The 3,371-nt window shown below is 63.5% G+C and carries 4 protein-coding genes and 1 pseudogene; 2 read left to right on the forward strand and 3 right to left on the reverse strand.

Features of this window, described 5'->3' with window-relative positions:
- Positions 1-420, forward strand: a 420-nt coding sequence (locus ACESMD_RS15780) for a hypothetical protein (RefSeq protein WP_372614844.1), incomplete at its 5' end; no start/stop codon positions are given.
- 178 nt (positions 421-598) lie between these two features.
- On the opposite strand, the gene ACESMD_RS15785 is transcribed toward ACESMD_RS15780, so the two are convergent.
- The 3 genes and pseudogenes from ACESMD_RS15785 to ACESMD_RS15795 all read right to left on the reverse strand — a co-directional run.
- A complete protein-coding gene (locus ACESMD_RS15785; RefSeq protein ID WP_372614846.1) occupies positions 599-985 on the reverse strand; it encodes a plastocyanin/azurin family copper-binding protein in 387 nt (128 codons plus the stop codon).
- 136 nt (positions 986-1,121) lie between these two features.
- Entirely contained in the window at positions 1,122-2,108 is a 987-nt protein-coding gene (locus ACESMD_RS15790; protein ID WP_372614848.1) for a hypothetical protein, read from the reverse strand.
- Positions 2,109-2,351: 243 nt separating this feature from the next.
- Positions 2,352-2,585: pseudogene (locus tag ACESMD_RS15795) on the reverse strand (HisA/HisF-related TIM barrel protein); the annotation flags it as partial.
- 83 nt (positions 2,586-2,668) lie between these two features.
- Between ACESMD_RS15795 and ACESMD_RS15800 the strand changes: the two are divergent.
- Positions 2,669-2,848: a hypothetical protein gene (locus ACESMD_RS15800; protein ID WP_372614849.1), complete on the forward strand. Its 180-nt coding sequence runs from the start codon at positions 2,669-2,671 to the stop codon at positions 2,846-2,848.
- Positions 2,849-3,371 lie beyond the last annotated feature (523 nt).

Genomic DNA, 3,371 nt, shown 5'->3' on the forward strand with positions numbered 1-3,371 from the left:
CATCGGTGGATGCTGCTTTCCCTGCTGTTCGCCGCGCCCCTGGCCCTGGCCAGCGACGGCCATGACCTGACCTTCAAGGGCGACGCCAGCTTCGGCGGCCCCCACGGCGGCCAGGCGATCCAGGCGGCCGTGGTCGACGCCGAGTCCGGCGAGGTGGTGGCCGAGGAGTCCGGCAGCGTCTCCGCTGACGGCGACCCGGCCTTCGCCTTCGACTTCCCCGGCGCCCTACAAGACGGCAATGGCTCCGAGGTCCACTACTGGATCGATTCCAACTTCGGCGGCGGCAGCGAGGGCAGCTGCGATCCCATGGAGAATGACCACCAGTGGCGCGTGACGCTGGAGCCGGCCAGTGAGGCGGTCACCCACGTGGAAAGCCACGACCCCGGCGCGCAGTCGGACGTCTGCGCCACCTTCGAGTAACGCCCGTCACCTTCTGGCCCGCGGCGCCGCCGGTCGGCCACGCGGCCCCTTCTGCCTTGCCATGACCGGCCTCATGCCGAGGCGTGGCCGCTGCCGGCGCCCGAGGTGCGCGCCACCCTGGAGCGGTGAGAACGGCGGCTGGGGCGCAACGGTGGTGTGAGCAATCTCGGGCTGAGTCTCACTGAACCTTGATCTTGCCGGTCATACCTGCTTGTGCATGGCCCGGTACTTCGCAACGGAAGACATAGGTTCCGGCCTTCTCGACGGTGAAGCGTACGGTATCGCTTTCCCCTTGGGTGATGGTCTTGGTCATCACCCCCAGTTTAGGGATATGCAGGTTATGCCCCATCACGGCCGTGTTCTTCAGGGTAAGCACCACCTCGCTACCTACTGGAACTTCGATCTGTGCGGGGTGGAACTTGAATCCGCGCTGTGCCTCGATTGTAATCTGGGCCTGTTGTGGCTGTGCTGCCAATGTCGTGGTCGGGATCAGAATAAGCGCCACAGTCCAGCATAGCGCGGCAATCCCAGCCAAGGTCCTGGCGTGGTATCCGATGCGAATCATGTGCGGTCCTCCAGACCTGTCGCGAGAAACCCTATGTCATAGAAAAGGTATGGTTAGCCTGGCTGCCTGCAGGCGGTTGGCATGCCATAGGGCAGAAAATGTCCGGCGGTCTGCCACGGCCGCCGGGCGGTTGCTGTCATTCGCTCCCGGGCTGCATGTTCAACTTCCATTCTAGGATGTTGTCCTCCTCGAACATCACGTGGATAAAGGGCTGTTTCTTGCCGTTGGGTAGCTCAAAGGCAGTCTTCACCGGCTCGAAGACCGGCCCCTGCGGCGTGGGCTTGATCGGCAGCACGATCAGGTGGGTGTGATGGTCCTGGCTGGGAATGTGGCGCTCGCTGGGAGCGAGCGGCATTTCCTCATCCAGCGCCAGCGAGTAATCGCGCTTGCGTACGACCTCGGTGGTCATCAAGTGGGCGACCTTGGTGTCCACCTGCTCGCCGTTGATATACAAGTGGACGACCCCCCACCAGGCACCGCGGGTGTACTCCTTGGGCATCAGCGGCGAGCCGGTGCCGGTGGTGCCGTGTAGCCAACCGTCGATGAACACGCCGCCCTGGGTGTTATAGCCGGGGAAGGGCGGCTGGACCACGTGATCGAACTCCAGTCGGTACTTGTTGCCCGCCGGGTCGTGGAACCAGGTTTCCAGTTGCACCTCGTCGGGTGTGTCGCCCGGCTTGCCGGGCTGGTCCTCGGCCACCCGATCCAGCAGGGTGGTCTTGAAATAGCCGCTCTGATCCGGGGGCAGGGGCCGGGCCTTATCGCTGAATGGCGTCGGCTGCGCGAACACGGTGTACTCGGTGCCCGCCTCATTGGTCTTGCGTGCCTTCGCCGGCGCCGCTACCAGAATCGGCAGCTTCTCGAGCAACTCGCGGATCGGCGGCTTGTCCACCTTGGCGAGGATCGGCTGTAGGGTCCGCTGAGGGTCGTCCGGCGTGCCGAATACCTCCTTGCTCAACTTTCTGGGGCCGGGCAGCACCCAGTAGACGGTCTTGCCGGCCTCCTGCTGGATCACCGCCTTGTTGATCAGGGGGCCGCTCTTGTCCGGGCCGGCGGCCGACGCCCCGGTCGCAAACAGCAAGGCGGCAAGAAACACCGGTATCTTCGGGCTGTGGTTTTGCATCGTCGTTTCCTCCTGGCCGCATCCGCATCAGCGGCCACGGCCTTCGGTCGAGTGAGTGGCTCGCTATTCCGCCAGCGCATCGAGTCAGGAATGTTCTCGACGAGCTGCGTGAGCTGAGCATTCATCCCATTGGTCGCATCGGCGGCGTATTGCTTACAAGTGCGGGGAAGAGGGGGCGATGATGCCGGCCACACCGGAGTGACGGCGGAGTGGCCGGCGGGGATGGTTTTTCCGGGTATCCTGCTACAGCCGCATCTCGATGCCGCGGTCGGCCATGTAGCGCTTGGCGTCGGGAATGCTGTATTCACCGAAGTGGAAGATGCTGGCGGCCAGTACCGCGGCGGCGCCCCCCTGGGTCACACTCTCGACCAGGTGGTCGAGGGTGCCGACGCCGCCGGAGGCGATCACCGGCACGCTCACCGCGTCACTGATGGCGCGGGTGAGCTCGACATCGAAGCCGACCTTGGTGCCGTCGCGCCGCCGAGCAGGGGGATGCCGAGGCCCAGAACAATTTCGGTCTCCTCTACTATAACGGCCAAGGAGTCCGACAGGATCGCGTAATGTCCTACATTCTTCAGAACCTCGCGGCGGTGCAAGGCAATGCCATAGCTATCAAGAACCGCGACATCAGCCTCAAACAACTTTCCCGAGAGCAGGTCACCGAGGGTCAGCGCCTTGCCTCGGAGTGGCAGGTAGACACTCCTCTCCCAACCTCTAGCGACACCAAGACCTGGCCCTGACCGGGTAGGTGACTATCGGCTGGGCTACTCAGACTTTCGCAGGGCATCCACCAGGCTGCGGAAGTCGCTACCCGTGGGCCCGTGTAGGGGTATCGGCCTCGCGTGGCTCCTGCGGCCTCTCTGGGCGATCCGGCGGGGGTAGGGTGCGAAGCTGGTGGACCTCCTCCCTCAGTGCCACCAACTCCCGGCGCATGGCTCGCAACTCCTGCAACATGGCCTGTTGCGTGTCCGGTTCGTCAGACGTTGCGTTCTGTTGCGCCTGGGGCGGTGCGTTGGGCGGTTCGCCCCATAGACGGATGAGTTCGGACAGGTCGAGAACGCGGACGCCATCGCCTCGAATACTGCATGACAAGCGGCCCGCTTCGATAGCGCGGTGGATGGTAGAGCGGGCTTTTCCGTAGAGCCTAGCGCTGCCTTTTACCCACAAGCAGCAACTGGACAAAATGCATTGACTAACGCATGCTTTGGGAATGCATATACAAAATCAAATCAAGCGAACACTCTCGGAACCCTCAAACATAGA

The organism is Halomonas sp. (assembly GCF_041689495.1).
In the GTDB taxonomy this organism is placed as follows: Bacteria; Pseudomonadota; Gammaproteobacteria; order Pseudomonadales; family Halomonadaceae; genus Halomonas.

What these genes read in the sequence shown, in the direction of transcription:
- ACESMD_RS15790 (WP_372614848.1), bottom strand. Translation starts at nt 2,108, where the DNA reads ATGCAAAACCACAGCCCGAAGATACCGGTGTTTCTTGCCGCCTTGCTG.
- ACESMD_RS15785 (WP_372614846.1), bottom strand. Translation starts at nt 985, where the DNA reads ATGATTCGCATCGGATACCACGCCAGGACCTTGGCTGGGATTGCCGCG.
- ACESMD_RS15800 (WP_372614849.1), top strand. Translation starts at nt 2,669, where the DNA reads ATGTCCTACATTCTTCAGAACCTCGCGGCGGTGCAAGGCAATGCCATA.